At 38.8% G+C, this 26054-nt stretch carries 26 protein-coding genes and 1 other annotated feature; of the genes, 1 reads left to right on the forward strand and 25 read right to left on the reverse strand.

Annotated features, from left to right (window positions below; all coding sequences use genetic code 11):
• Positions 1-14 precede the first annotated feature (14 nt).
• From dnaG to rpsU, 21 genes are all read right to left on the reverse strand, one after another.
• Positions 15-1826 (reverse strand): DNA primase, encoded by a 1812-nt coding sequence (gene dnaG, locus BGM26_RS10540; RefSeq protein ID WP_217039771.1) that lies wholly within the window; start codon positions 1824-1826, stop codon positions 15-17.
• 60 nt (positions 1827-1886) lie between these two features.
• Positions 1887-2327, reverse strand: a complete 441-nt coding sequence (locus BGM26_RS10545; protein ID WP_217039772.1) for a YaiI/YqxD family protein — start codon at positions 2325-2327, stop codon at positions 1887-1889.
• A gap of 327 nt (positions 2328-2654) precedes the next feature.
• On the reverse strand, positions 2655-3473 hold the full coding sequence (locus BGM26_RS10550) for a pyruvate, water dikinase regulatory protein (protein WP_217039773.1): 819 nt from the start codon (positions 3471-3473) through the stop codon (positions 2655-2657).
• Positions 3474-3639: 166 nt separating this feature from the next.
• Complete coding sequence (gene ccpN, locus BGM26_RS10555; RefSeq protein WP_217040745.1) at positions 3640-4269, reverse strand: transcriptional regulator CcpN; 630 nt, start codon at positions 4267-4269, stop codon at positions 3640-3642.
• Positions 4270-4718: 449 nt separating this feature from the next.
• Positions 4719-6791 carry a glycine--tRNA ligase subunit beta gene (glyS, locus tag BGM26_RS10560; protein WP_217039774.1) on the reverse strand — a complete coding sequence of 691 codons (2073 nt, stop codon included), beginning with the start codon at positions 6789-6791 and terminating at the stop codon, positions 4719-4721.
• A complete protein-coding gene (gene glyQ, locus BGM26_RS10565) occupies positions 6784-7674 on the reverse strand; it encodes a glycine--tRNA ligase subunit alpha (RefSeq protein WP_217039775.1) in 891 nt (296 codons plus the stop codon). The genes glyS and glyQ overlap by 8 nt, the downstream gene beginning before the upstream one ends.
• A gap of 70 nt (positions 7675-7744) precedes the next feature.
• Positions 7745-7931: a binding site (T-box leader), on the reverse strand.
• Positions 7932-8059: 128 nt separating this feature from the next.
• Positions 8060-8812 (reverse strand): DNA repair protein RecO, encoded by a 753-nt coding sequence (gene recO, locus BGM26_RS10570; protein ID WP_217040746.1) that lies wholly within the window; start codon positions 8810-8812, stop codon positions 8060-8062.
• 31 nt (positions 8813-8843) lie between these two features.
• On the reverse strand, positions 8844-8987 hold the full coding sequence (locus tag BGM26_RS10575) for a YqzL family protein (RefSeq protein ID WP_217039776.1): 144 nt from the start codon (positions 8985-8987) through the stop codon (positions 8844-8846).
• 185 nt (positions 8988-9172) lie between these two features.
• Positions 9173-10087 (reverse strand): GTPase Era, encoded by a 915-nt coding sequence (gene era, locus BGM26_RS10580; RefSeq protein WP_217039777.1) that lies wholly within the window; start codon positions 10085-10087, stop codon positions 9173-9175.
• Positions 10080-10478 (reverse strand): cytidine deaminase, encoded by a 399-nt coding sequence (locus BGM26_RS10585; protein ID WP_217039778.1) that lies wholly within the window; start codon positions 10476-10478, stop codon positions 10080-10082. The genes era and BGM26_RS10585 overlap by 8 nt, the downstream gene beginning before the upstream one ends.
• A gap of 268 nt (positions 10479-10746) precedes the next feature.
• Positions 10747-11130 (reverse strand): diacylglycerol kinase family protein, encoded by a 384-nt coding sequence (locus BGM26_RS10590; RefSeq protein ID WP_217039779.1) that lies wholly within the window; start codon positions 11128-11130, stop codon positions 10747-10749.
• Positions 11108-11578: an rRNA maturation RNase YbeY gene (gene ybeY, locus BGM26_RS10595; protein ID WP_217039780.1), complete on the reverse strand. Its 471-nt coding sequence runs from the start codon at positions 11576-11578 to the stop codon at positions 11108-11110. Before ybeY ends, BGM26_RS10590 begins: the two co-directional genes overlap by 23 nt.
• Positions 11575-13746: an HD family phosphohydrolase gene (locus BGM26_RS10600; protein WP_217040747.1), complete on the reverse strand. Its 2172-nt coding sequence runs from the start codon at positions 13744-13746 to the stop codon at positions 11575-11577. The genes ybeY and BGM26_RS10600 overlap by 4 nt, the downstream gene beginning before the upstream one ends.
• A 370-nt stretch (positions 13747-14116) precedes the next feature.
• Positions 14117-15079 carry a PhoH family protein gene (locus BGM26_RS10605; protein ID WP_217039781.1) on the reverse strand — a complete coding sequence of 321 codons (963 nt, stop codon included), beginning with the start codon at positions 15077-15079 and terminating at the stop codon, positions 14117-14119.
• Complete coding sequence (gene yqfD, locus BGM26_RS10610; protein ID WP_217039782.1) at positions 15076-16269, reverse strand: sporulation protein YqfD; 1194 nt, start codon at positions 16267-16269, stop codon at positions 15076-15078. The genes BGM26_RS10605 and yqfD overlap by 4 nt, the downstream gene beginning before the upstream one ends.
• Before the next feature lie 164 nt (positions 16270-16433).
• Entirely contained in the window at positions 16434-16724 is a 291-nt protein-coding gene (yqfC, locus tag BGM26_RS10615) for a sporulation protein YqfC (protein WP_217039783.1), read from the reverse strand.
• Between the two features lie 90 nt (positions 16725-16814).
• Positions 16815-17306, reverse strand: coding sequence for a hypothetical protein (locus tag BGM26_RS10620; RefSeq protein WP_217039784.1), 492 nt, complete (start codon positions 17304-17306; stop codon positions 16815-16817).
• 32 nt (positions 17307-17338) lie between these two features.
• Positions 17339-18337 carry a flotillin-like protein FloA gene (gene floA / locus BGM26_RS10625; protein WP_217039785.1) on the reverse strand — a complete coding sequence of 333 codons (999 nt, stop codon included), beginning with the start codon at positions 18335-18337 and terminating at the stop codon, positions 17339-17341.
• 21 nt (positions 18338-18358) lie between these two features.
• Positions 18359-19630: an NfeD family protein gene (locus BGM26_RS10630; protein WP_217040748.1), complete on the reverse strand. Its 1272-nt coding sequence runs from the start codon at positions 19628-19630 to the stop codon at positions 18359-18361.
• 493 nt (positions 19631-20123) lie between these two features.
• Positions 20124-20567: a GatB/YqeY domain-containing protein gene (locus BGM26_RS10635; protein WP_217039786.1), complete on the reverse strand. Its 444-nt coding sequence runs from the start codon at positions 20565-20567 to the stop codon at positions 20124-20126.
• Between the two features lie 15 nt (positions 20568-20582).
• On the reverse strand, positions 20583-20756 hold the full coding sequence (rpsU, locus tag BGM26_RS10640; protein ID WP_217039787.1) for a 30S ribosomal protein S21: 174 nt from the start codon (positions 20754-20756) through the stop codon (positions 20583-20585).
• Between the two features lie 234 nt (positions 20757-20990).
• Here rpsU and BGM26_RS10645 point away from each other — a divergent pair, with 234 nt between their 5' ends.
• Entirely contained in the window at positions 20991-21911 is a 921-nt protein-coding gene (locus tag BGM26_RS10645; RefSeq protein ID WP_217039788.1) for a Na/Pi symporter, read from the forward strand.
• 105 nt (positions 21912-22016) lie between these two features.
• Here BGM26_RS10645 and deoC read toward each other — a convergent pair whose 3' ends face one another.
• From deoC to prmA, 4 genes are all read right to left on the reverse strand, one after another.
• Positions 22017-22688, reverse strand: a complete 672-nt coding sequence (gene deoC / locus BGM26_RS10650) for a deoxyribose-phosphate aldolase (protein ID WP_217039789.1) — start codon at positions 22686-22688, stop codon at positions 22017-22019.
• Between the two features lie 234 nt (positions 22689-22922).
• Positions 22923-24281: a tRNA (N(6)-L-threonylcarbamoyladenosine(37)-C(2))-methylthiotransferase MtaB gene (gene mtaB / locus BGM26_RS10655; protein ID WP_217039790.1), complete on the reverse strand. Its 1359-nt coding sequence runs from the start codon at positions 24279-24281 to the stop codon at positions 22923-22925.
• A gap of 5 nt (positions 24282-24286) precedes the next feature.
• Positions 24287-25036 (reverse strand): 16S rRNA (uracil(1498)-N(3))-methyltransferase, encoded by a 750-nt coding sequence (locus tag BGM26_RS10660; RefSeq protein ID WP_217039791.1) that lies wholly within the window; start codon positions 25034-25036, stop codon positions 24287-24289.
• Positions 25037-25110: 74 nt separating this feature from the next.
• A complete protein-coding gene (gene prmA, locus BGM26_RS10665; RefSeq protein WP_217039792.1) occupies positions 25111-26052 on the reverse strand; it encodes a 50S ribosomal protein L11 methyltransferase in 942 nt (313 codons plus the stop codon).
• Between the last annotated feature and the right edge of the window lie 2 nt (positions 26053-26054).

A 26054-nucleotide genomic window follows, 5' to 3' on the forward strand; every position in this document is an offset into this window, starting at 1 on the left:
TCCTTACAAAACATCTATAGAGACTTGCGCAATTGAATAATTTCCATTGCGATCAAGGCTGCCTTTGCAAAATCCTTTTGTCGTTCTGCTTCTTTTTGTTCAATCTTTTTTTCTTTTATCTTTAACATTTTTTGATAATTAAACACCTGTTTAATATAATCAGTTAACTCTTGTTCCGTTATTTCATCATTTATTAACATCATTTCGATATTAGCAACAGTTCTTTTGAGCTTATCATCATTAATAAAATTGATAAATGCACTTGGATCAGGCATATGGCCATTTTCATAAAAACCTAACAAATAAGTGATAATCGCCTGATGTTCATCAATATTGAAGGTGTTTCCCTGAAGTAACCCCTGCACTTTAAAAGCAATATCGCTGTCTCTAAGCATATGAGCAATTAATCTTCTTTCAGCCGTATAATAGGCAGGCTTAAGCTGATTTGTTTGTTCGACATAAACAAGCTGCTTTTTGGCTAAATTATTATTTTGCCCTTTATCCATTCGCTTTTCAGCATAATAAATTTGTTTCTGCTGCTCTTTGAGAGCATCTAGCGAAAGTGAAAATTCATTCGCTAACTGTCTTAGATAGTGGTCTCTTTCAACAGCTTTCTCAAGTCTGCTAATTTCTTTTAATACTTCTTCGATATAGAGAAGAAGATCTCCTTCATCATGCAGCCTTTTTCCTCTTCGGAAATAAAGTAATTTGAATGCCATTAACGTGACACCTGAATCAATTACATCGTGATGAAATTTTTCTTTGCCGAACTTTTTAATGTAGTCATCCGGGTCCATTCCATCTGGCAGTAATGCTACTCTTACTTGGCACCCTGCATCAGATAGCATATTCGCTGCCCGATAGGCTGCTTCAATTCCCGCATTGTCCGCATCATAACAAATCGTGATTGACTGAACGTTTCTTCTTAAGGCTGATACATGATCGGCCGTAAGAGACGTTCCCATTGTGCCAACACCATTTTCAATGCCTGCACGGTCTGCAGCAATCACATCGGCAAACCCTTCAAAAAGAACAGCTTGTTGCAATTTCTTTATCTGCGGCCTGGCTAAATGAAAATTATATAAAATTTTACTTTTATTAAAAATTGGCGTTTCAGGACTGTTTAAATATTTGGGTTCTTCGTCCCCTAGAGATCTTCCTGAAAAGGCAATTGTATTTCCACTTCGATCAAAGATTGGAAATATGATCCGGTCGCGAAATCGGTCAAAATAATTTCCATCTCTCTCGCGCCTAATTATTAGACCGGCTCTTTCCATCACTTCCACTGGGAAATTCCTTTTTTCTAAGAATTTATAGACGAAATCCCAGGATTTAAGTGAATAGCCAATTTGAAACTTTCCGATGGACTCCATTGTAAATCCACGGTCTAGCAAATATTCTAGCGCATGCTGACCATCTTTTGTGTTCACAAGAAGATGGTGATAAAATTTACGCAGAAGTTCATGTGCTTCCAGCATCTGTTTAATATCTGGAGGGACAGACTTTGGAGATGGGATTGCAGAAGCATTAATTGCTAGCTCCACATTTCCTTTTTCGGCAAGCTTTACGGCTGCCTCCTGAAAAGAATAGCCTTCAAGGTCCATAAGAAATGAAAAAGCATTTCCGCCAGCCCCACACCCAAAACAATGAAAAATTTGCTTATCCGGTGAAACTGAAAAAGACGGTGTGTTCTCTCCATGGAAAGGGCATAATCCAAAATAATTTCGCCCTTGTTTCTTTAATTGGACATAGTCGCTTATAATATCAACAATATCAACAGCTTGCCGAATTTCATTCACTTTTTCCTCGGCGATGCGCTCTGCCATAGGAACAACTCCATTTTACATATGAGGTTTTCTCTTTACTTATTATGAATTCTATAAAAATTACCGAATCCCTTCAAAATTCGACAAAATTTTTGTTAACTGATTAACAAACCTTGAACGATCTTCCTGACTGAAAGGCTTGGGACCTTTATTATATATCCCCCTTCGACGCGCCTTTGCAGATAAATATCTCATATCAAGCGCAGTATGAATTTCACTTTCTTCATATAGAGTTCCCCTTGGAGAAAGGACAAAAACTTCTTTAAGCAAAAGTGTCGATGCTAATCCAATATCTTGTGTAACAACAACATCTCCCGCCTTTACATTGTTCATTATGAATAAGTCAGCAGCTTCTTTACTGGAGTCCACAAATTTCCATACCGCGTCACTTATATCATTTTTCATATGAGCGTATGATGCAACAAACACTGAATCAATTAAATACATCTTCGTAATTTCGACAATTTCTTCTTTCACTGGACAAGAATCTGCATCCACCATTACAGTTGGTTTGCCTAATGTTCTAGTAATTCTACATCACTCCACATATTCCTTCTTTCTTAAAGGAACTTTTGCCAAGAGGCTTATGTCGAATTTTTTTCAAGGAGTAACCTTGACTTCTCACAATAAATAGTTTATTCGTTCATACTGAACTCTAAACCTAATCTATAACATTTTTATCACAATTTTTTATTATAGTATAAACTGCTAAGATTATCTATTGTTTTTTGAATAAAGCAAAATTCGTCGGAGTAAATTTCTAATTATCGAAATGTTCTGTGAGATTTTCTCCAAAAAAGAAAAAGGCACATAATGGGAAATTATGTGCTAGCTTTTCGGAAAGCTTCTGCGGTAATGATTTAATATTAGATTTGCTGTTTCTTCTACTGCTTTATTTGTGACATCAATTACAGGACAGTTGATCTTGGATACAACTGTATCAAAGTAGTTGATCTCTTCTTTAATTCGTTCGATATTGGCGTAGCTTGCGCTGTCGCTTAATCCTAATGAAATAAGACGTTCCCTGCGGATATGGTTTAATTTATCCGGGCTAATTTTCAACCCAAAGCATTTTTCCGGTGGAACGAGAAATAGCTCTTCAGGCGGATCCACTTCAGGTACTAAAGGAACGTTTGCGACCCTGAGCCTTTTATGTGCCAAGTATTGAGACAGCGGTGTTTTAGATGTTCTTGAAACACCTACAAGTACAATATCTGCTTTTAATATTCCCCGTGGATCACGGCCATCATCATACTTAACTGCGAATTCGATTGCTTCAATTTTTTTGAAATAATCCTCGTCAAGTTTGCGAACAAGCCCTGGTTCAAAGAGTGGTGTTTTTCCGTATAAAAGCTGGATCTGATCCATTAATGGTCCGATGAGGTCACATGCGTAAATCCCCTCCTTAGCGGCCACTTCATTGATATAATTTCGCATATCCGGCTTAACTAGCGTGTATGCAATCATCCCATTTTCTAATTTCGCAAGCGAAATCACTTCGTCTATATGTAATTTGTCCTCCACAAACGGAAACCGCTTAATTACAAGGTTACTGCCATTGAATTGGCTGATAGCTGCTTTTGTAACAAGCTCTGCCGTCTCCCCAACAGAGTCAGACACAACGTAGATGACTGGTTTCTGATTCATCCTTAAATACCATCCCCTCTGTTTATATTTTTATTATTATTTAGCTCAACAAGGAATGCTTCGGCAGCAATGCACTTCCACGAGGAAAATGCGTTAGCATTTTCGAGGATAGACAACAATGAGTAAAGCATTAGCTTTTTAGGGGCTCGAGTCGCTTCTGCTTTTATTATTCATCTGCAAGCGCAACAAAAGCTTTTGTTAGATTGGTTTTTGTAATTCTGCCAATTACTTCATAGCCTTTATCCGTCTCTTTAACGATTGGCAATGCATCGATTTGTTTTTCAATTAGTTTCTTTGCGATATCGATTAATAAATCCTCTTTATCACACATTGTAATATTAGGCATCCTGGTCATAATAATATTGACAGGTATCGATGTTAATTCCTGTTTCCCAATGCTAGCCCGCAGCAAGTCTTTCCGCGAAAGGACACCAGCAAGCAATGATGACTGATCAACAACAAACAATGTCCCAACATCTTCTAAGAACATCGTACATATTGCGTCATAAACAGAGACATTTTCATTCACTACGACAGGTATGGATTGATAATCCTTTACATAAAGCTTCTTCAAGTTTTCTGAGAGAAGCTGTGTACCTGATTTCCCCGTATAAAAATACCCTACACGTGGCCTAGCATCCAAAAATCCAGCCATCGTTAGGATAGCCAAATCTGGTCGTAAAGTAGCTCGTGTTAAATTTAATCGTTCCGCTATATTTTCACCAGTAATCGGACCGTTCTCTTTCACAATCTCTAATATTTTTTCCTGCCGTTTATTTAACTCTATTGTCCTCACCACCTTATTTCTTTCTTGCTTTTTTCAATCCACGCATCATGTAAGATGCGACGACTTTACTCGCTTATAATCGAAATTTATGAAAAAAGGACAGTTCACGTATATTAAAGTTTATTATTTACCAATTAAATTATATAAAAAGAATGGCTTTTTTCGCATATATTGTTGTTTTAGCCTTCAAAGTTTGCCCGTTGATTCCCGCAGGAGTCAAGTGCCCTCCGCTCCAACCAACTCAGATTATTAAATAAAATTCACATTATAAAAGCAGCAACAAACTTTACGAAAACAGCCAAAAGTATAGTTTGTAAATATCAATTGGCAGTCTATGTATTATCGTTTATGGTCAAACAACTGAGGTGTATCCCATTATTAAGTGTAAGAGCCTGTCTGCATTTGGACAGGCTCTTACTTATTTTAATGGCTATTCTAAGAAAAGGCAAAAATTAAGCTTATTTAACGATAATTTCATTCACATTAGCAAATTTCTTAATCATTTCCCCAATCTTGGCCATTTGATTCAGCCTATTTTGGCGGATTTCAATGTTTTCTGCCATGACCATCGTATGGTCGAAATATTGATCAATATCAGGCTTCATGGATACAAGAAGATCGTATATATCCTTTTCCGTAACTATTTTCTCCAGCTGCCCGCTTACAAGCATGTATTTATTGTAAAGGTTGATTTCAAATTCATTTTCAAAGAGATCGCGGTTTACTTCCCCAGCTTCTTCTACTTTGGATGAAATATTTAAAATGCGGCTCAATGCCTCGATACTTTCTTTAAAACCTTCAGTATCTTTCATTGCTTCAAGGATTTCCGCTCTTTTCACAAGTGAAGACAGCGCCCCGATTTCATTTCCAAGTACAGCTTCGATTAAATCGTATCGAACATGTTTTTCTTGAAGAATATATTTAATTCTCAACTTAAAGAACGAAATCATTTCTTTGGCCATTTCTTCTTTATCTTTCTTGGCAATTCCCGCTTCCTCTACTTGATCCAAGGCGGCATTAATTAAAGCTTCCAATGGTATATTCCACTCTTTATTCAAAAGGATCTGGACAATCCCTGTCGCCTGGCGTCTTAATGCGTAAGGATCCTGTGAACCGCTTGGAATGATGCCAATGGCGAAACAGGAGGCAATCGTATCCATTTTCTCAGCGATCGACAGGACTGCTCCAACGTTGCTTCGAGGTGTTTGATCTTCAGCATTCCTTGGCATGTAATGTTCATTAATCGCTTTAGCAACAGCTTCTTTTTCACCCTTCTGCAGAGCGTATTTTTCTCCCATAAAACCTTGCAGTTCTGGGAATTCATAAACCATATTGGATACAAGGTCAAATTTGCAAATTTCAGCTGCTCTGTCGGCAGAAATTTTTTCCTCACTGCCGAATTGCAGTAATTCAGTCATTTCATTTGTCAGCTTGCGTACCCGGCTAACTTTTTCAGCAAGCGTCCCGATTTCTTCATGATAAACAATCGTTTTTAACTTTGCCAATGCCGTTTCTATCGTTGTTTTTTGGTCTTCTTTATAAAAGAAAGCTGCATCCGAAAGCCTTGCTCTTAAAACCTTTTCATTTCCCTTTGCAACTTTTTCAAGATGTTCATGCCCTCCGTTACGAACGGTAACAAAGAATGGGAGAAGCTTTCCGTCACCCGATTTCACAGGAAAATATCGCTGATGCTCCTTCATCGAAGTAATAAGGACCTCTTCCGGAATTTCAAGAAACTCCTCCTCAAACTGGCCGTAGAGTGCAGTTGGATATTCTACAAGATTATTTACTTCCTCTAATAGATCCTCATCAACTGGAATAACCCAGTTATTTTCTTCTTCGATTTTAGTTAATTGGGATCGAATCGCATTCTTTCTTTCCTCTGGATTAGCAATCACATATTGTTCAAGAAGAGCTTTTTCATATTCCTTTGGCTCATTGATCGCAATTTTCCCACCTAGGAAACGATGACCTAAAGTCCAGTTAGATGCTTCAGCGGTCGTAATTGCGAATGGAATAATCTCTTCGCCAAATAAAGCAACGATCCATTTAATCGGCCTAATAAAGCGAAGTTCCTTATCTGCCCAGCGCATATTTTTGGGGAATGTCATTGCAGTAATGAGGTGTTGCAATTCTGGTAATAACGCTTTCGTCTCTTGACCTTTAGTGAATTTTTTTACATGAACATATTCGACACCATTTAATTCTTTAAAAAAGATGTCCTCGACATTAACCCCTTGTCCGCGGCAGAAGCCGATCGCTGCTTTTGTCCATCCTCCGTTTTCGTCTAAAGCAATTTTTCTAGCAGGGCCCTTTGCTTCTTCATGGATATCTTCCTGTGCTTCATTTATTCCTTCCACAAGCACCGCTAAACGGCGTGGAGAAGAGAAAGCTGTTATCTTTTCAAAAGAAATTTTCTTTTCTTGCAGCCATGCTTGTACTTTTTCTGATAGCTGGTTCATTGAATTTGTTACAAATCTGGCCGGCATTTCCTCCAAGCCAATTTCTAAAAGGAGATCTCTTTTAGCCATTGATATCTTCCTCCTTTGCTTGCAATATAGGGAAGCCAAGCTTCTCACGTTCTTCGTAGAAAGTTTTTGCAATCTTTCTTGCCAAATTTCGGCAGCGCCCGATATATCCTGTTCTTTCCGTAACTGAAATAGCGCCCCTTGCATCTAAAAGATTAAAAACATGAGAGCATTTCAACACATAATCATAGGCTGGATGTACTAGCCCTTCTTCCATTTGCCGATGAGCTTCCTTTTCATAAATCGTAAACAGATTAAAAAGCATGTCAGGATCTGATGTTTCGAATGTGTATTTCGAATGTTCATACTCTGGCTGCATAAAAATATCCCTTACCGTAAAACCAGTCGTCCATTCAAGATCAAACACATCTTCTTTATCCTGAATGTAAGAAGCAAGCCTTTCAATTCCGTATGTGATTTCAACAGAGACTGGTTTACATTCAAGACCCCCGACTTGCTGGAAGTAAGTAAATTGTGTAATTTCCATGCCATCCAGCCATACTTCCCAACCGAGCCCTGCACAACCGAGAGAAGGATTTTCCCAATTGTCTTCAACAAAGCGAATATCATGCTCCAGTGGGTTGATACCTAGGGCTCTGAGGGAGTCTAAATACATTTCTTGAATATTATCAGGTGATGGTTTCATAATAACCTGGAATTGATGATGCTGGTATAGACGGTTTGGGTTTTCCCCATACCGGCCATCAGCTGGACGACGGGAAGGCTCAACATAAGCCACACTCCATGGCTCAGGTCCAATTGCCCGCAGAAACGTATAAGGACTCATTGTTCCCGCCCCTTTTTCAACATCATAAGCTTGCATTAAAATGCAGCCATAATCAGACCAATGTTTTTGTAAAGTTAATATCATGTTTTGAATATTCATAAAACACCCTTCCTTCATTTTCTTTAAAATAAATGAAAAAACAAAAAACTCCCGTCTCTATGCGTTTAAGCATAGGGACGAGAGTATACCCGCGGTTCCACCCTATTTGCTGTGATTAAAAACACAGCCACTTTATTGTCATTCCTTGACAATGTTGCTCATGAGTGCCTTCCTTAGCGCTCTATCACCTAGCTCTCACCGTCCTAGGCTCGCTTCTATAGAGTTAGTTAAGTACTTTTCTCTTTCACTGCAACTATTTTATTAATTTGAATCATAGCGAAAACGTGATCAATTGTCAAATAGAAATGCTGAATTCCACTTTAATCAGCGCCAAATTTCGTGATCAAAGCAATCTCATAGGGTATACGTCAGTTCGGAAAAAAAATCAGAATAGACCATCGAATTTAGCCATTTGATTAATGAATTTTTTGGTTTTTAAATTCAGCCCAGAATATTCATCATAATAAGCGGAGATCACTTTTTTTAGTTCTGCCTTTGTTTCGGGCTTAACAGAAATGTTTCCTAAACGGCCAAGATCAAAAAAGTAAAAAAGCCGCAAAAGCTTTACGGTTGCTGGCGATATTTTGAAGTGGTATGGATCTTTTCCCAGACAGCGGTGACAGATGAGTCCTCCTTCACGAATTGAAAAAGAAAAATGCCCGTCTGCACTTCCACAAACGGAACATTGATTTAAAACCGGATAAAGACCGAGCGAGTTCAACATTTTCATTTCAAAAATATTGCTGATAATCTCAGCGTCAAACCCTTCATTGACCAGGTTTAATGTTTGATGCACTAATTCGAAAAGAAAAGGATTTGGCTTCCGATCTTCCGTACTTTTATCAGTCAAATCAACAATATAACTTGCATAGGCAGTAAGGAAAATATCTTCCCTTATTGCTCGCATGGAAGCAATCATTTCTCCTTGCTGCATCGTGCCTAAACCACTGCCTTTTTGAACTAAAAAATAACCATATGTAAAAAGCTGGGTGACAGCAGCGAGCCGGCTGTTCGGCTTTTTTGCACCACGCGCCATCACACCAACCTTCCCCCATTCACGTGTATATAGAGTGACAATTTTATTCGTTTCACCATAATTTGTTGTTCTAATGACGATGCCCTCACATTTTTCAAGCACCATAGTCACCATCCCTGTACATTAAACAAACCTATGAGATGGGAAAGTCAACTTCAGCTAATTCTGCGTCTTGATTACTAGGTATTTCTCGAGTTTCCATTTCTAGCTCCTTAAAAAGAAGATATGTGTCAATATTACCTGTCTGTGAAAAAACCTTCCAGGTAAAATCCATCATCGAAAACCCCACCTTTCCGTTAGTCAACGCAATTTCTTTATCCCAAATCCTTACCATTATCATAGCCTGTCAATGCAATTTCATAAGAGAAAAATATTGTAAATCAAAAACATACATATTCTTTAACATTTAGTAATAGCTTAGATAGGGCTGATAAATTTTCATTGTCTAGCCTCGTGCTATTCTTAGTAGTCATCTTCACGGAAACCAAAATCCCTTAGCTGGGACATTTTGTTGCGCCAATCTTTCTGTACCTTTACCCAAACCTCTAAAAATACTTTTGACCCAAGGAGATTTTCAATATCGAGACGCGCCCGTTGCCCAATTTCCTTTAGCATTTTCCCTTGCTTTCCAATTACAATCCCCTTTTGGGAATCCCGTTCAACAATAATCGTAGCCATTACATGAACAAGATCCTTCTCATCCTTACGCTCCATTTTATCAATGACTACTGCAAGAGAATGCGGTATTTCTTCCCTAGTTAGATGCAGAGCTTTTTCCCTGATCAGCTCTGAAACAATAAATCTTTCAGGGTGATCTGTTACTTGATCTGCTGGATAGTATTGCGGCCCTTCTGGAATATAGTTATAAATCTGCCCTAATAGCGTTTCCACATTATTTCCTTCAAGGGCGGAAATTGGAATAATTTCACTGAATTCGTATTTTTCTTTGTATGATTCAATGATTGGCATAAGTTCATCAGGATGAATCTGATCAATTTTATTTATGACAAGGAAAATCGGTGTACGGACCGATTGAAATTTTTCTAGAATAAACTCCTCACCACGGCCAAAGCCTTCAGTAGCATTTACCATAAACAAGATAACGTCTACTTCTTTCAGCGTATTTACGGCCACTTTCATCATAAAGTCGCCAAGTTTATGTTTTGGTTTATGGATGCCAGGTGTGTCGATAAAGATATATTGAGCCTCATTTGTTGTTAAAACACCTTGGACTTTATTCCTTGTCGTCTGCGGCTTATCGCTCATGATGGCAATCTTCTGCCCAATAACGCGATTTAAAAATGTGGACTTTCCAACATTTGGTCTTCCAATAATAGAAATAAATCCTGATTTATGCCCTTGTGTCGTATTATTCATGTAAATCCTCCGGTGAAAAGGCGCCAGGCAATAGTTCTTCAACTGTCAGCTCTTGAATATCCCCTTGTAAATTCGTTAAGATTACCTTCATCTCTTTCGGACATAATTCCGCGATGACTTGACGGCATGCGCCACATGGGGGAACAGGACGGCCTGTGTCTGCAACAACAGCCAGTGCTGCAAATTTTTTATCTCCTTCAGAGTATGCTTTGAAAATTGCCGTCCTCTCAGCACAATTCGTCATGCTATATGCGGCATTTTCAATATTGCATCCATGATATACTTTACCGTCTTCTGTTAGGAGCGCTGCTCCTACTTTAAATTTTGAATAAGGAACATAAGCTTTATTCATAGCTATTTTCGCTTCTTCGATTAGCGTTTCAACATTCACAGGTAGTTCTTCCTTTCTAGTAAAGAAGGTGTTGCTTCTTTTTATTTTACCGCATTTTTACATTAAATACATCTATTGTTGCAAAAATGTAATGTAAAAATTTGAACTTTCTAAAAATTAATTCATGATATTTCTTGGTGCTCTGTCATTTTATCGAATTTAGGAACTGTTATCAAATGGTCGAAGGATAATTTTGCTCCACTTGTTAAAATTGTTTTGATCTATAGTGATTATAAACAGAAAAACTGCCCCAAAGGACAGTTCTCATTTAATGAAAGTGCAAAATAATTTTTGGGAGAAAAATGATCAACCCAGTAATGACCGACAATAAAGCGTAAATGAGTACAGACCCTGCCGCAATATCCTTTGCTTCCTTTGCCAGAGGGTGGTATTTCGCTGTTACAAGGTCAACTGCTCGTTCGATCGCTGTATTCAGCAGCTCTAGTGATAGCATTCCTCCGATAGCAAACAGAACAAATAGCCACTCAACTGTGGACAACGATAACCATATCCCCAAACCAATGACTGCGATCGAAATCAATAGATGGATCTTCATATTTCTTTCTTTTAACACGGCTGATTTGATCCCAGAAATCGCAAAGCCGAACGACCTGATTAACTGATGCTTCTTAACGCCGGAGCCCGAATTCATCCAATATATCCTTCTGACGGGAGAACATTTCTTTTTCCTCTTCTGTTGTTTCATGATCATAACCAAGAAGATGGAGAAAGCCATGCACAGCCAGGAACCCTAATTCACGCATAAAGGAATGGCCGTATTCTTCAGCCTGTTCTTTTGCTTTTGCAACCGAGATAATAATATCTCCTAATATTCGGGGCATATCAAGACCATGAAGTTCTATTTCTCCTTCTCCCATCTCTTCCATCGCAAAAGAAATGACGTCTGTGACACTGTCTTTATTTCGATACTCTTTATTAATCTCGGTGATTTTTTCATCGCTCACAAAAGTAATCGAAACTTCACTTTCCGGCTCTACCTTTTCCATTTTAGCTGCCAAGTTAAGAAGCTCGACAATATGTGTTGTTTCCTTCTCTGTCAGCTCATTCGTTTCATCTAAAAAATCAATACTTAAACTCATGCCTGCTTCACCTTCTGTTTAGTCATTTCTGGATACTCGATTCGAGAATGGAAAATTCCGTTTAACGTTTCGCAAAAAGAGTGTGCAACCGTTTCAAGTTCTTTCAAGGTTAAATCACATTCATTAAGCTGGCCGTCATTGAGGCGATCAGCAATAATATTTCTAACTAAGCCTTCAATCTGTTCAGGTGTCGGGTGGGACATCGAACGAACTGCAGCCTCAACACTATCAGCAATCCCAATAACTGCCGCTTCTTTTGTTTGAGCTTTCGGACCAGGATAGCGATAATCTTCTTCTCTCACTTCGAGGCCATCTTGATTTGCTTTATGATAAAAATATTTTAACAAAGTAGTTCCGTGGTGCTGCTCAGCAATATCGACAATTTCCTTTGGCATCTTATGTTTTCTTAGCAATTCTGCTCCATCTGTTGCATGAGCGATAATAATATTTTTGCTCGTTTGCGGTGGAAGCCGGTCATGCGGATTTTCAATATTTATTTGATTTTCAATAAAAAACTGGGGCCGCTTCGTTTTTCCAATATCATGATAATAACAGCCAACTCTTGCTAGCAATCCGTTCCCGCCGATCGCTTCACATGCTGATTCTGACAAATTGGCAACCATAACACTGTGATGATAGGTACCCGGAGCTTCAGTCAGGATTTTACGAAGCAACGGATGATTAGGATTTGAAAGCTCAATTAATTTCATCGTCGAAAGAATACCAAATCCCGCTTCAAAAAACGGAAGCAGCCCAATCGCTAGAACAGCTGAAGTAATACCGGAAATCAAAGCAATGACAAAGTAAAAACCATACTCAATCGCATCAAATTGGCTGTTCCTCAATAACATAAGCGAAAAGATGACGATGATGTTTACAGCTGCTACAAACATCCCTGCCTGCAATATCTTTGAACGGTGATTTTGATTGCTTAAAAACATAATCCCAGCATATCCACTGCAAATGATATAAATGCCTGCCGAAACATGAAGCGATCCAGTAATCCCTTCATTAAAAATAATACTTCCGCAAATAGCCATAATAATCGTAAACAATCCAGCCATTCGTTCATCAATTAATATTTTTATTAACATCGCACCCATTGCTGCTGGAAAAATATAGCTGATCTCTGAATATTTTATTTCATGGAAGAAACTTATGCTCTTCATTATTAATAATGATAAAGCAAAAATAATGCTAAACAATAATAAAAAGTTTTGTTTCACCTCAGAATGAAACTTCATTTCATAAAAATAATAATAGAGTGCAGCTAGTATAATAATAATGATTAAAAATAGTCCGATAAAGGGCTGAATGGAATTGACGCTATCCAGCATACCGATTAGCTCTAACTGCCGATAAACATCCCTGCTGATCAATTGTTGTTGTTCGACAATGATCTGTCCTTGAAGGATTTTTACCGGTTCTATACTCTCAATCGCCTGCTGCCGAAGCTCTTCAGTTGCTACTGGATCATAAAATTCATTTTGGGTGATAGCGTATCTTCCAAGCTCAATAGCTGCAGCTTTTAACCCCATATTCAAACTAGTGAACTTAAGCTCTTCCTCTAAACGCTTTTTCCCATTTTCAACCTCATCAGCAGGTATCCGCTTACTCATGACATTATTTATAGCCGTCACGGTCAAGTCTTTTGCGACTTCCAGTTCATCTCTTGAGGCCTGAACAAAAGCTAGTAATGCTTGGTCTGATATTTCTCTAGTTACATCCTCAGTGAGTTTTTCTTTCATACGTGATAACTTATCAGCGGGGGTGGGCTCTGCCGAAATAATGTTTTCATTCTCTCCATCTTCCGCTTGCGATGTAGCTTTCTGCTTTGCTTCCAAATCGTCTCTAATCTCATCATTGACTTCTGTCGCAGATCCGAAAATAGAGGTGATAAGATCGACACGGTTTTGAGTGATTTCCTTTTTGATTACATAAACATCCTGAACATGGTCTGCGGCTTCTTTTTTTCTCTTTTCCGTGTTAGCCTTATCTTCGACAGTGATTGGCGATCTAATTGTTTGTTCAGCAACAGAAAACAAACTTAAATCCAATTTTTCCGGTTTGACATTGCTAAACATCGCAAGAAACATAATGATTCCAAGAAAAATAAATAAAAGGACTCTAAAAAAAGTCACATCTAATAAATTTCTGATCTTTGCCATATATAGCTGAAGTTGCCCCAACTAAACTCCTCCTATCTTGGCTAATTAATTGTTAACCAGATAAGCTTAATAAAAAATTATAATCGTGTTAGCGCCACCAATTACGATTAATCACTCAGTGTATTTTATATAGCTATTTAGTTTTACCATATTTCCTTAAAATATTAATCCTTAATTATGTAAAATGATATCAGTTTTTCCGTTAAAGTGCATCCTCAAAAAACTAACGATTTAAAACTAAGTTTTTATTAGGTTACCCTTGTTTCCTCTTTTTGGCATCCCCATTTATTTTTACTTAAGAGGAATCGAGCGTTAAAATGTCCGTCACAAGAAGATCCACAAAGAAAACCGTACGGTAATACCGACGGTTTTAGCTTTCACTTTGTCCATATGCCCGAATGATTTTTGCAACAAGAGGGTGGCGGACAACATCACTTTCTTCTAGATGTACAAAAGAGATCCCCTTTACCCCCATTAAGATCTCCTCACCGGCAATTAATCCTGATTTCGCTCCTTTAGGAAGGTCCACTTGGGTTTTGTCACCGGTAATGACCATTTTAGAACCAAACCCAAGCCTGGTTAGGAACATTTTCATTTGCGCATGAGTGGTATTTTGAGCCTCATCCAAAATGACGAAAGCATCATCAAGCGTTCTTCCCCTCATATAAGCTAAAGGAGCAATTTCAATTGTGCCTCTTTCAATTAACCTTTGTGTATGTTCTGCACCAAAGATATCATGCAGTGCGTCATATAACGGCCTTAAGTAAGGATCTACTTTTTCCTTTAAGTCTCCTGGTAAAAAACCGAGGCTTTCTCCAGCTTCTACAGCAGGCCGTGTAAGAATGATTCGTTTTACTTGACCGTTTTTTAAAGCATTCACAGCCATGACGACAGCTAGATAGGTTTTTCCTGTTCCGGCTGGACCGATACCAAATACAAGGTCATTCTTTTTCATCGCCCGAATATATTGGCTTTGGCCGATCGTTTTGACCCTGATTGATTTTCCTTTTGCATTTTTAATGATTTCTTCATCAAATAAATCACTAAAATATTCTAAGGTTCCCTTTTTTGCCAACTGCAGAGCATACAAAACATCTCTTTGGCTAATAGTGATTCCTTTTCTAATTACTTTTAATAATTCGGCCAATATGTTGCCAACAATTTCGACCTTTTCCATTTTTCCGGAAACAAAGACAGATTCGCCTCTCGTTATAATGGATACATTCAATTCTTGTTCGATCATTTTTAAGTGGGCATCTGCATTTCCGAATAGCGCAATCGCTTCATTTGGGTTTTCCAGTTGTACATTCATTGTCTTCAGCTCTTCTGTCATTCTGTTTCTCCTTGAACAATAGGTTGTCCTTCTGCAATATTCTCAATAATTTGGAAATGTATTGATAAGATTACTTTACCATTCTCTACAGACTTGTGTAAAACTTTTTCACCTTTAATTTTAGCATCTTCATTTAACCTGCTTTTTATATCATTTCGCGCCATTTCTTTTGCCACATCAAAGGCTTCTTCGTTTGAGTAGATTCTAGTTACCTGCTCTCTCTCTCTAATCGTTTTATTTGAGTAGGAAATAGGAAGCTTCCATTTGATAAAATGAATATTCTTTTCATTTGTTTCTGTTTCAAACTCTTTATATTCCACCTTGCCAAATCCCCAAACGGGTATTCGCAAAGGACCAATCCCAATATAATGTTTCCGCTTTTCATTGCCATTGAATACTTGAAAGATACTTTTAAGAGGAAGTTCGACTTGTGACATATACCATGTTTCTCCAAATATTTCTCCTTTTGCAGAAACGATTTCTGTTTGACCCTCTTTTCCGATAATTCCGGAAACAAGGAGCTGTCCTGGCTGCACATGCTCATTAACACTGACTAAAGGCTGTCCTTCTTCAACAAACATGTCCACAATCACAGCCTTCTTTTTCGCCACCAAATGTCGAGGGCTAAAATATTCGGGTTTCTGCGGCTCATTTTTTTCCACGACTTGAAGATGGTAGGTTGTCCCTTTTAATTCCACACCTACCCATGTAATTTCCTGGATATTATTAGATAATTTCCGTTGGATGGATTCAACATTATCAATAAAAAATTGCAATTTCCCCCTTTGAACGCCGAATCTATCAAGTTCTTTACGAATTTTATACTCTGTTGCAGGATCTGCTCCCTTGATTTCTATACCCCAAACCATATTGGACAGAAGCATGATCACAATAAAAAAAACGGTAGCACCCACGGCCAACCCACTATTTTTAAGTAGTTTTTTTAATTGAAATGGCATGCCTGTCCGATGCAGGAACTCGACTTTACAATCGCTGTTCCTGACAACTTGTCTAATTTTTTTCACATCAATAAGTTTCATTTTAAAAGTTACGGCTTGGTTCCCATGTCTTTTCACATTCCAAATATGGATCCCACTTCTTGTCAGTGAATTGATAAAACGCTCAATTCCTGTACCGCTTGTTCTTACAGTCACGATACCTCCAAAATATTCAACCCACAGATTCTTCATATCCTTCCCCCTGATTATCTTTGTTTCAACCGTATATAAAGACGCTTGCCTAAATGTTCAATTGCAGACTTATTTTATTAATTTGGTGAATCATCGATTGCTTCTAGTCGAACCTCTGACCTCAAACAGTGCATAGATTCTATGAGTACACTAAAAAAACAAAATTATACCTTTTCATTAATATATGTGACTTGATCAATTGTTCCTTCGAGTAATATTTCCTCAGGTAAGATCGTTTTTATAACAAATGATTTTCCTTTTATCAGCAGCTGCCCCTGCTTAAGCAGCAGTCTTAGCTCTTTATCTGAGAAGGCTAGTAATCCCCGGTGGTTCTCGATATAAATATGGATTTGTCCGATCATCGTAACGCGGGGTAAATCCATCATGACATCTTGAGGAAGCTCCATGTTATTAGTCATCCATTTCCGGACGAATTGTCCCCACTTTTTTGCCATAAAAAAGAACCCCCCTTCATCTCATATGTATGAAATGAAAGAAGGTTCTAGCACTTATTTTTCTTATTAGGACTTGTTTTATTAGCCTGTTTACTTTCCTTTAATCGACCTGTGAGGATTCCTTGCTCTCGGCGGCCCTAATATTTCTGACCAGATGATTCCATCAACGAGTTTTTGTTCTCTTGTTGATTGGTTAGCCTTATTCTCCCTTTCGAGTGGAGAGGACGGCTGCAAAGTTCTTATTGGTGCGGTAGCCTGTATTGCCTGCGCTTTTTTCTCAGCATTTCTTTGCTGTTCCTTTAAAGCTTTTATTTTTGCTTCCGCCCGCTTTTTCTTTTCCAAATACTCTTTTTCAATTAGATCAGTGACATTTCTAGCCTGAATTTCTTCATCTTCAAATTTCCTTGCTTCAAAGTACGGATCTTGAATTGGCTTTTCCGTGCTAGGTCGCATAGGAGTCTGCTGTTGATTTGGAGCGGTTTTTCGATTATTATTCTCTTTCTCCTTCCTTTTTTTAAAAAGGGTGGATATAGCTGTGATAATTAAAAATAGAATAATTGGATTTTCGAATAAAACTCTCAAAAAGACACCCTCCCTTCATTAAGGTAGGAATATTAATCATTTTTACGTTCGTCAGTGTGATCGCCAGATAGCTTTCCGATCGAACCTCTCATATCCGTATCAGCAGAAATATTTTTAATGTTCATATAATCCATGACACCAATGTTACCGGAACGAAGAGCTTCTGACATAGCAAGCGGAACTTTTGCTTCTGCTTCAACAACCTTTGCTTTCATTTCTTCAACACGGGCTTTCATTTCTTGCTCTTGTGCTACTGCCATTGCCCGACGTTCTTCTGCTTTTGCCTGGGCAATTTTTTTATCTGCTTCTGCCTGCTCTGTTTGTAAGTTCGCCCCAATATTTTTACCAACATCAACATCCGCGATATCGATCGAAAGAATTTCAAACGCTGTACCAGCATCTAAACCTTTAGCAAGAACAGTACGAGAAATCATATCCGGTGTTTCAAGAACATCTTTATGGTCTTGTGATGAACCGATCGTTGAAACAATCCCTTCGCCAACACGGGCAACAATAGTTTCTTCACCTGCACCACCGACAAGGCGTTCAATATTAGCTCTAACGGTAATTCTCGCTTTAGCCTTTACCTCAATTCCATTCATCGCAACACCAGCGATAAACGGTGTTTCAATAACCTTTGGATTAACACTCATTTGAACAGCTTCCAACACATCACGACCTGCTAAGTCAATGGCCGCACTACGCTCAAAGCTTAATTCAATATTTGCACGATGGGCAGCAATTAAAGCATTGACAACACGATCCACATTTCCACCTGCTAAAAAGTGGCTTTCTAATTGGTTTGTCGTTACATTCAAACCTGCTTTGTGCGCTTTAATTAACGGATTAATGACTCGGCTAGGAATAACCCGGCGTAATCTCATCCCGATTAACGTAAAGATACTAACTCTAACTCCGGCAGCTAATGCTGAAATCCACAGCATAACCGGAACGAATGTAAATAATACCCCCAATAACATAAGGCCAATAACAATGGCCACGAGTAAAATAATTGTTGTAGGATCTAACATTTCATTTCCTCCAGTAATGTTTTATTTCTCTAAATTTGGAATTTCTCTAACGACAATACGTGAGCCTTCTGCTTTAATCACTCTGACTCTCGCTCCTTTTAGAACAAATCCGCCCTCACTGACTACATCGATATGTTCATCATTAAGGACGACCGTTCCAGCTGGCCGGAGATCTGTCATCGTAAATCCATCCAGACCGATAAGCTCCGTCCTGCTCTTGTTTGATATATACCCTTTTTCCGTTGTTGTTGAATCAGTTAATATGATCTTTTTGAAAAATTTCATTTTTCCACCAAACACCTTTATCATTAAAATAGATGCTAAAATAGAAATACCGATTGCAATTAATAATGAAATCCCCATATGAATGGCATTATCCGAAGCTAAAAATAAGCTGGCCACTATGGCTGCGGCACCCAATATCCCGGCAATTCCACCAGGCAAAAAAAATTCTGCAATAATCAACCCAATTCCAAGGACAAATAAGACAATCGTTTCATATCCTGCTAATCCGGCAACTAAATGCCCATAAAAAAACAGAATCAGTGCGGATAAACCCATAAACCCAGGGATCCCGAAGCCCGGAGAATATAATTCCAATACAAGGCCTAAGCTGCCAATAGAAAGAAGGATTGGTATGACAACAGGATGCGTAATAAATCGGGCCATTTTCTCAGCAAAGCTTTCTTCCACTGTAAGAATCTCTGCATTCGCGTAGCCAAGATCAGTTAACAATTCATCTAGGTTTTTGACCGTTCCTTCTGAATAGCCAACTTCTAGTGCCTGATCAGCTGTCAGCGTCAATAATTTCCCCTTTGGTGCACGAAGATTAGGCAAATCAATGGATTCATCTGCCATTGCAAGAGCATAGATAGGGTCTCTATTATTATGCTTTGCAGCACTTTCCATCGCCGCAAACCAAAAAGATTCAGCTTTCTTTCCAGCCGTATTTCCCTGCTGGTCAATGATGGCAGCCGCTCCCATAGTAGAGCCCGGAACCATATAAATTTCATCAGTATTTAGTGAAATATATGCACCTGCCGAAAGAGCCCGGTTATTAATGAACGATACCGTTTTCATTTGTGTCGAAGTTAATAATTTGCCTATGTCCCCTGCGGCATCCACTGCTCCACCTGGAGTGTTTATTTCAAAAATAATGGCTGAAGCGTTTTCCTCTTCCGCAGTATGAACAGCCCTGCTTAAAAAGGCATATAACCCTTTTTCCACAGTTTCTTCGATTGGCACAACATAGACAATTTCATTTTTCGCATTTCCATTAAAAGGGGCCGCCATTAAAAGAATTGCAAGTAGAAATGAAAAAATCGTAATATTCCTTATAAAATTCAAGCCATCCCCCTCCCCTCATTTGATCTCCCTTTGATAATACGTTTGTAAATGAAAAAGGTTTTAAGCTTTAACATTATTCAGCAGAAGCTTCTAAACGATATAAGTGCGAGATGAACGCAAACAGGTATTCAATTCAGTGTGGTTCAAACCCCGGCCGAATAAAGTTAAGCCTCCGACGGATGCCTCAGATTTTCACCGAGCAATCTAAGGTAAAAATCTGGGCGCAAATACGCCAAGGAATTTGATTTGCCCAATTAAATCCTGTTTATACTATAATAGCTTCTTTTGTCGTTAACTTACAAGGAAACAACCACAATTGCGCTATAGTTAAATGAAAGATACCAATTTTACAAAGAAATTCTTACATTATACTAATAAATATTCCTAAATAAAAAAGACCGGTAGCAAGAGCTCTCGGTCTTTTATACTTAGTTTGATTTTATGAAAGGTGTTGTTGAACAAGTTTATTTACAAGTGCTCCATCTGCTTTACCTTTTACTTTCGGCATAATGGCAGCCATCACTTTACCCATATCAGCTTTGGAATTTGCACCTGTTTCAGCAATCGTTTCTTGAACGATTTTTGAAACCTCTTCTTCTGAGAGCTGCTCAGGCATATATAATTCGACGTACTGAAGTTCCGTACGAATTTTTTCAACAAGATCTTCACGACCTGCTTTATCAAATTCATGGAGGGAATCCTTGCGTTGTTTCACTTCGCGAGAAAGGACTGTTAACTCTTGTTCTTCAGTCAGCTCTGCTCCAAGCTTGATTGCTTCATTTTGTATCGAAGCTTTAATCATCCGAATAACAGTGAGCTTCACTTTTTCTTTGTTCCTCATCGCTTGTTTCATATCATCATTTAAACGTTCGAGAAGACTCAATACATACACCCTCTCTTAGAACTTACGTTTTCTTGCAGCCTCAGACTTTTTCTTACGTTTAATACTTGGTTTTTCGTAGAATTCGCGCTTTCTAGCTTCTTGTAAAGTACCAGTTTTAGAAACTGTACGTTTGAAGCGACGAAGAGCATCTTCAAGCGATTCGTTTTTACGAACGACGGTTTTAGACATTCTCTTTCCCTCCCTCCGAGCACAACACACTAACATCAACTACATGGTTTTCCATGTACCTTGCAATTATAATATAACAGCGAAACGAGGTCAACTGTAATTCGTCTGTAATGGCGGTTGTTTTTACATTTTAATACTTAAAACGTGGGACCCGTCTATTAGTTTGACTTAAATTCACAAAAAAGGCATGTCACCTCCTAAATAACCATAATGATATATTTAGGGGGTGAAGGCTTGACCCAGCTATTTATTTTCATCTTATTAATTGGGTTATTTATTTACGGGATGGTGTTACTAAGAACCGGACTTTTTAATTTATCCCCTGATTCCCTAAGAATTTGGCTGGCTAAATTGACGGATACTCCTTGGAAAGGTCTTTTGGCCGGAATCGGGATTACGTGTATTTTGCAAAGCAGTTCGGCGGTTATGATCATTGCGATTGGGCTTATTTCCGCAAGACTAATAACTTTTCCTCAATCAATCGGAATTATTTTAGGAACGAATATAGGAACGACAGTAACGACAGAACTAATTACATTTGATATTGAGGCTTTTCTCGTTCCAATCGGAATTTTAGGAGCTGTTTTCCTTTTAACCGGAAGAAAAAACTTGCAGAGTATCGGATTAATTCTACTAGGTATTTCGGCTGTTTTTGCGGCAATGGGTGGATTTGAATATTTAGCGGGCCCGTTAAGATCGATTGAGTATGTCGATCAACTATTACTAAATTTAAAAGAAAGTCACTTTTTGAGCATTCTTGCAGGTACCTTCATTACGGCTATTATTCAATCTAGTACCGCCACAACCGGCATCATCATGGGCTTCCTGACAGATGGGGCTTTTAAACTTGATACAGGAATCGCCATCATGCTTGGTTCAAATATTGGGACATGTGTGGACGTCTTTTTAGCATCAATAGGCGGAGGAAAAGAGGCTAGACTTTCCGCTTACGCACATATTTGGCTAAATATAATCGGCGTTATGGCTTTCTATCCTTTCATCAATCTATTAACTTCAATTGGACTACAGCTATCGACAGCGGCGGATGTGCAGCTTGCACATATCGGTGTCCTATTTAATGTTAGTTCATCCCTAATGGTGCTTCCTTTTGCAAATTCATTTGGAAGGTTAATTATGAGGATTCATGGTCGTTAAGCACTAAAGTGTATTCGTACAAAAGACACTTTAGTGGTCTTGTCCACGAGCGGTGTCAGGCACCTTAAAAAAAGAAATGCCGGATTTTTATCCGGCATTTCTTTCTTAATAGTCAGATTCGCTTGTTAACCCATTGACAATGGCTGCGCCTGAGCTTGCGCCGATTCTTGTGGCTCCAGCTTCGATCATCTTCTGAGCATCTTCAGCACTTCTAACGCCGCCTGATGCTTTTACACCAATATTAGGGCCAACTGTCTTTCTCATCAGGGTGATATCTTCAACTGTTGCTCCCCCTGTTGAGAAACCAGTTGAAGTTTTTACAAAGTCTGCTCCAGCTTTAACAGATAATTCACATGCTCTTACTTTTTCTTCTTCCGTAAGCAGGCAAGTTTCAATAATTACTTTTGATAGAGCCTTTCCTTTTGCTGCATCTGCAACAGCACGGATATCTCTTTCTACCAATTCATTGTCTCCGCCTTTTAAAGCTCCGATATTAATAACCATATCTACTTCTGTTGCTCCATTTTCGATTGCATTTTTTGTTTCAAATGCCTTTGTTTCAGGTGTAGAAGCACCTAGTGGAAAACCAATAACTGTACATACTTTTACGTCTGTACCGCTTAATAATTCACTTGAAAGCTTTACCCATGTTGGATTTACGCACACTGATGCAAAATTATATTCTTTCGCTTCTGCACAAATTGCTTCAATTTGCCCTTTTGTTGCATCAGCTTTGAGTAATGTATGATCGATCATTTTTGCTATATTATTTGTCATTAATATGACTCCCTTCAAAACAAATAAGTTGTACGTACCTCTTGTATCATACCACTCTTAATAAAAAATATCGAGTTGTATTTCGTATCTATTCGTTCGTTTGCAAGATTAGTTTATCCAAATGAATTTTTCCCATTAAAAAAGGAACTACCATCAAGGTAATTCCTTTTTTATTGCATGTTGGAATTATCGCAGATTAACTTGCAGTAACCCCCCACTTATGGAAGTTTCTCTTTATACTGCCGCTTCTTCTTCGCTATTGTTTACTAGTTCATCTAGAACACGGACAAACCGGCCTTCATTGTAAGGATAACCAGCTTTTGTAATTTTGACTTTTACAATTTGGCCGATCATTTCTTCCGTTGCAGGGAAAACAATTTTCAAATAATTATCTGTGTAGCCAATATATAGTTCGTTATCTGGCTGATCTTTGAAAGCTTCTTCTGGAATAACTTCAAGAACCTCGCCTTCAAACTGTGATGCATATTCTTTTGCCAGCTGATCAGATAGAGCAATTAGACGATGGACACGTTCGTTTTTCACTTCTTCGTCAACTTGGTCTTCCATTCTTGCTGCAGGGGTTCCTGTCCGCTTGGAATATGGAAAAACATGAAGCTCAGAGAATTTATGTTCTTTAATAAAATTGTAAGTTTCCATAAATTCTTCTTCTGTTTCACCAGGAAAACCGACGATGACATCGGAAGTGACCGCTAACCCTGGAAGTGCTTCTTTCAGACGGTCCAAACGCTCACCGAAAAACTCCATTGTATACTTTCTGCGCATTCTTTTTAGAACGGTATTTGATCCTGATTGAAGCGGGATATGAAGATGTCTGACAATGACATTTGACTGATCCATCACTTTGATCACTTCATCCGTAATTTGGCTTGCTTCAATAGATGATATTCGAAGACGTTTTAAACCGCGTACTTGGGCTTCTAAATCTCTTAAAAGCATAGCTAGGTTGTAGTCTTTCATGTCCTCGCCATAGCCGCCAGTATGAATGCCTGTTAAAACAATTTCCTTGTAGCCGGCATCAACTAATTGCTGTGCTTGACGGATAACCTCTTTCGGATCTCTTGATCTCATTAATCCGCGCGCCCATGGGATGATACAGAACGTACAGAAATTGTTACAGCCTTCTTGGATTTTAAGTGAAGCACGTGTTCGATCTGTAAAAGCGGGAACATCAAGTTCTTCGTACACACGATTTTTCATGATGTTGCCAACCCCGTTGATCGGCTGGCGCTCCTGCTTGTATTGTTCGATATACTCAAGCATTTTTACCCGGTCTTGTGTACCAACAACGATGTCTACTCCAGGTATTGCCATAATTTCTGCCGGTGAAGTTTGTGCGTAGCATCCTGTTACACAAATAACAGCATCAGGGTTTTTTCTGATTGCCCTTCGAATCACCTGCCGGCTTTTTTTGTCACCTGTATTTGTTACTGTACAAGTGTTGATAATATACACATCTGACATCGATTCAAAATCAACACGGTCGTAGCCAGCTTCTTTAAATAATTGCCAGATCGCTTCTGTTTCGTAATGGTTGACCTTACAACCAAGTGTATGAAATGCAACTGCAGGCATTAAACTCACTCCATTAGTTCAAAATGATAGGATGCGGCTGATAGTGCATAAAGCGGGGCCGTTTCCGTTCTTAAAATTCTTGGGCCCAATCCACATGCAAGAAAGCCGCTTTCCTTTAATATCGAGACTTCATGATCGGCAAGGCCGCCTTCAGGTCCGAATATGAGGATTAATGATTGGCCTTTTTTCATTTTGGCCAACGTTTTTGAAAGGTTAGAGGCTTCCCCTTGTTTCGCTTCCTCCTCAAAAGCAATCAATTTAAAATCGAAATCCTCACTTATTTTTAAAAGGGATTTTAAATTTTGTGGGCTCATCACTTCAGGAAGTTGTGTGCGATGGGACTGTTCGGCTGCTTCTTTCGCAATTTTCTGCCAGCGTTCGACTTTTTTCGCAGCCTTTTTCTCATCCCATTTTACTACTGAACGCGCTGAAATAAAAGGGATAAACTTATGAGCACCAAGCTCAGTCCCTTTTTGGACAATCCATTCAAGCTTATCCCCTTTAGGCAGTCCGCTCACAATTGTTATGTCTATAGGCAACTCTGGTGACCCTTCGTTCCATTGTACAATGTTTACTCTCACATGGTCATCGGTAATTTCTGCAATTGAACAGATCGCACTTTTATTCAGAGGATCAACACAAATGATGTGATCGCCTTCATTCATTCGCATAACCCTGACAATGTGATGGTGGTCGTCTCCTGAAATAATAAAGCGGTTATCGATAGCAGGATTTTCGACAAAATATCGCTGCAACGATGACACCTCTCTTTCCGAGTAATTGAGATAACAGATAAAAGGGGGAACGTTTTTTTGTTCCCCCTTAAAATCTATTGCTTTCTTTTTCCGATAATAGCTACCCAGTCTTCCATCTGAATGGTTTCTTCAATTTCAAAGCCGGCAGCCGCTATCGCTTCTTTAACATCCAGCTTCTTCTGCTGAATAATGCCTGAAGCAATGAAATAGCCACCCGGTTTTACAATAGAAGCTACTTCATTAGTAAATCGGAGAATCACTTCTGCCAAAATATTGGCAACAACGACATCTACCGCTTCGTTCACCCCATCAAGCAGGTTGTTTCGCGACACGTCTACAATATCATGTACTTTGTTCAGCTCAATATTAAGCCGTGCGGAGGTAACAGCTACTTCGTCCAAATCAAGAGCTCTTACTTTCTCTGCACCCAACATAGCAGCCGCAATACTTAACACGCCTGAACCCGTACCAACATCAATAACGGAGTCCCCTTTTTTCACCATTCTTTCTAAGGCCTGAATACACATAACGGTTGTTGGATGGGTTCCCGTTCCGAACGCCATACCTGGGTCAAGCTCAATGATCAATTCATCGGTATTAACAGGCGTATATTCTTCCCATGTGGGAACAATCGTAAATCGCTCAGATATTTTCACTGGATGGTAATATTTCTTCCAAGCCGTTGCCCAATCTTCTTCATTCACTTCACTGATACTGACATTATTTTTCCCAATATCAATATTATATAAAACAAGACTGCTAATTGCTTCTTTTATTTCATCTACCGTCTCACCGAGAAAGCTGTTAACTGGCAAATATGCTTTGACAATAACCCCTTCTTCGGGATAGTCCTGCGGGTTGAGTTGGTAGATTTCGCCGAATTGATCCTTTCTTTCCTTTATAAGTTCAAAAGGATCTTCAATCACCACTCCGCTTGCTCCGGCTTCATGTAAAATATTCGAAATCGGTTCCACTGCCTCATTTGTTGTATGAATACTGATTTCTGACCATTTCACTA

This window comes from Bacillus sp. FJAT-29790 (genome assembly GCF_019039215.1).
GTDB lineage: Bacteria > Bacillota > Bacilli > Bacillales > Cytobacillaceae > Cytobacillus.

Coding starts and splice junctions, on each gene's coding strand:
- dnaG (WP_217039771.1), bottom strand. CDS start 1,826: ATGGCAGAGCGCATCGCCGAGGAAAAAGTGAATGAAATTCGGCAAGCT.
- BGM26_RS10545 (WP_217039772.1), bottom strand. CDS start 2,327: ATGGTGGATGCAGATTCTTGTCCAGTGAAAGAAGAAATTGTCGAAATT.
- BGM26_RS10550 (WP_217039773.1), bottom strand. CDS start 3,473: ATGAATCAGAAACCAGTCATCTACGTTGTGTCTGACTCTGTTGGGGAG.
- glyS (WP_217039774.1), bottom strand. CDS start 6,791: ATGGCTAAAAGAGATCTCCTTTTAGAAATTGGCTTGGAGGAAATGCCG.
- glyQ (WP_217039775.1), bottom strand. CDS start 7,674: ATGAATATTCAAAACATGATATTAACTTTACAAAAACATTGGTCTGAT.
- BGM26_RS10575 (WP_217039776.1), bottom strand. CDS start 8,987: ATGATGGATTTTACCTGGAAGGTTTTTTCACAGACAGGTAATATTGAC.
- era (WP_217039777.1), bottom strand. CDS start 10,087: ATGAATAATACGACACAAGGGCATAAATCAGGATTTATTTCTATTATT.
- BGM26_RS10590 (WP_217039779.1), bottom strand. CDS start 11,130: ATGAATTCGGGCTCCGGCGTTAAGAAGCATCAGTTAATCAGGTCGTTC.
- ybeY (WP_217039780.1), bottom strand. CDS start 11,578: ATGAGTTTAAGTATTGATTTTTTAGATGAAACGAATGAGCTGACAGAG.
- BGM26_RS10600 (WP_217040747.1), bottom strand. CDS start 13,746: ATGGCAAAGATCAGAAATTTATTAGATGTGACTTTTTTTAGAGTCCTT.
- BGM26_RS10605 (WP_217039781.1), bottom strand. CDS start 15,079: ATGACAGAAGAGCTGAAGACAATGAATGTACAACTGGAAAACCCAAAT.
- yqfD (WP_217039782.1), bottom strand. CDS start 16,269: ATGAAGAATCTGTGGGTTGAATATTTTGGAGGTATCGTGACTGTAAGA.
- yqfC (WP_217039783.1), bottom strand. CDS start 16,724: ATGGCAAAAAAGTGGGGACAATTCGTCCGGAAATGGATGACTAATAAC.
- floA (WP_217039785.1), bottom strand. CDS start 18,337: ATGTTAGATCCTACAACAATTATTTTACTCGTGGCCATTGTTATTGGC.
- BGM26_RS10630 (WP_217040748.1), bottom strand. CDS start 19,630: ATGGCGGCCCCTTTTAATGGAAATGCGAAAAATGAAATTGTCTATGTT.
- rpsU (WP_217039787.1), bottom strand. CDS start 20,756: ATGTCTAAAACCGTCGTTCGTAAAAACGAATCGCTTGAAGATGCTCTT.
- deoC (WP_217039789.1), bottom strand. CDS start 22,688: ATGACAAATAATATAGCAAAAATGATCGATCATACATTACTCAAAGCT.
- mtaB (WP_217039790.1), bottom strand. CDS start 24,281: ATGCCTGCAGTTGCATTTCATACACTTGGTTGTAAGGTCAACCATTAC.